Genomic DNA, 2,092 nt, shown 5'->3' with positions numbered 1-2,092 from the left:
GTCGTCCGCACCGGCCGCCCGGCGGCCTGCGCCACGGCGGCGACGCGGTCGGCATAGGCGCCGTCCGCGTTGACGATGGCGGGGCACCCCTCGGGCAGCAGGGTCGTGAACAGGCGGAGCTTGGCCTCGAGATAGCTCTCGATATCGGCGTGGTAGTCGAGATGGTCGCGGCCGAGATTGGTGAAGGCCGCCGCCGCCAGGCGCACGCCGTCGAGGCGGCGCTGCTCGATCCCGTGGGAGGAGGCTTCCATGGCAAGGTCGGTGATACCCTGGTCGGCGAGCCGCGCCAGGGTCTCGTGCAGGGTGACCGGATCGGGCGTGGTGAGCGAGCCGTACTGCGCGCCCTGGTTCGTGACGATGCCGACCGTGCCGAGGCTCGCCGATTCGCGGCCGATCCGCGCCAGGATCTGGCGGACGAAGTCGGCCACGGAGCTCTTGCCCGCGGTGCCCGTCACGGCGACCACGGTTTCGGGTTGGCGCGGATGCAGGCCGGCGGCAGCGAGCGCCAGGGCGCGGCGCGCGTCGGCCACCGCGATCCAGGGTGTGCCGGCCGGCAGATCCGCCGGCCGTGCGCCCTCCCCCACCACGGCGACCGCGCCGGCAGACGCCGCCTTCGCAGCGAACAGGCGGCCGTCGGCCTTCACGCCGGCCACAGCCACGAAGAGGCTGCCGGGCCCGGCCTTGCGGCTGTCGGCGGTGACCGCGGACACGGACAGGCCGGCGCTGTCCGCGCCGGCTTCGGGGAGGAGGTCGCCGAGCGCGGTCATCGCCCGTCGACCTGGGTGGCGTGGTAGGCGCCGAGCTTCACCATCAGCGGGAAGGGCCGGGCCGGCGGCTCGAATTGCGGCGGCAGTCCGAGGATCGGGGCGACCCGCTCGATCACCCGGCCGGTCACGACGCCCGAATTCCAGGCGGCGGTGGCGTAGCCGCCCGATTCCGGCAGGCCCTGCGGCTCGTCCATGATGGTGACGAACAGGTATTTCGGGTTGTTCATCGGAGCCGCCGCCATGAAGGTCGTGAACAGGCGGTTCTTCACGTAGCGCCCGCCGATCACCTTCTCGGCCGTGCCGGTCTTGCCGCCGACATAGTAGTAGGGAATCGCCGCCTTCTTGGCCGATCCCTCGACCGCGTTGAGGCGCATGATGAAGCGCATCGCCTCGCTGGTCTCGGGGCGCAGCACGCGGGTGGCCTTGGTCATCGCCTCCTCGGACGTGGTCTTGAGGAAGGTCGGCGTCATCAGGAAGCCGCCATTGGCGATCGCGGCGACCGCGGCCGAGGCCTGGAGCGGCGCCACCGCGAGGCCGTGGCCGAAGGCGATGGTGATCGTGTTGATCTCGGTCCAGCGCGGCGGAATGATCGGTGCGGCCGATTCCGGCAGTTCGGTGCGGAGCCGGTCGAGGAGGCCCATCTTCTTCAGGAAGGCCTTGTGGCCGGGGACGCCGACGCCGAGCGCCATCTTGGCCGAGCCGATGTTGGACGAGTGCGTGAACACCTCCGGCATGGTGATGACGCGGTTGGTGCCGTGATACTCGTGGATCTTCTGCCGCCCCCAGTTGAGCACGCCGCCCCGGGTGTCGAAGGTCGAGTTGACGGTGAACTTGCCGGATTCGAGCGCCATGGCGAGGGTCATCGCCTTGAAGGTCGAGCCCATCTCGTAGACGCCGACATTCATCCGGTTGATCTTGTCGTCCGACAGGGCGTCGACCGGGTTGTTGGGGTCGAAATCCGGCATCGAGACGAGGGCGATGACTTCGCCCGTGGTCACGTCGAGGATCATCGAGGCGCCGGCCTTGGCCTTGAAGTGCTCGATGCCCTTGGCGAGCTCGTCGCGCACCGCGAACTGGGCGCGCAGATCCACCGAGAGCTGGACCGGCTTGAGGTCGGTCTGCTTGGCGATCAGGCCGAACTCGTTGAGCGCCTTGTTGCCCTGGCTGTCGATGTACTTCTCGATGCCGGCGATGCCGATATTGTCGAGGTTCGTCGCGCCGATGATGTGCGCGACCTCGTGGAGGTGGGCATCGGCCTGACCCGCGAGGAGAAGCGCAAGGCGGTGCAGGCCAAGGCCGAGGCCGCGGCCGAGGCGCGGATCCTC

Annotated in this window: 2 protein-coding genes; both read right to left on the bottom strand. The window is 69.6% G+C overall.

Features of this window, described 5'->3' with window-relative positions; genetic code table 11:
- On the bottom strand, positions 1-767 hold a 767-nt coding region (locus MET9862_RS28900), incomplete at its 3' end, for a Mur ligase family protein (RefSeq protein WP_244612960.1).
- On the bottom strand, positions 764-1,777 hold the full coding sequence (locus MET9862_RS28895; protein WP_438616665.1) for a peptidoglycan D,D-transpeptidase FtsI family protein: 1,014 nt from the start codon (positions 1,775-1,777) through the stop codon (positions 764-766). The genes MET9862_RS28900 and MET9862_RS28895, both read right to left, overlap by 4 nt.
- Positions 1,778-2,092: the final 315 nt, after the last annotated feature.

Source organism: Methylobacterium symbioticum, from assembly GCF_902141845.1.
Lineage (GTDB): Bacteria > Pseudomonadota > Alphaproteobacteria > Rhizobiales > Beijerinckiaceae > Methylobacterium > Methylobacterium symbioticum.
Note: the sequence above shows the minus strand (reverse complement) of the source record. Positions and strands in the feature narration are given on the sequence as shown.

What these genes read in the sequence shown, in the direction of transcription:
- MET9862_RS28895 (WP_438616665.1), bottom strand. Translation starts at nt 1,777, where the DNA reads ATGATCCTCGACGTGACCACGGGCGAAGTCATCGCCCTCGTCTCGATG.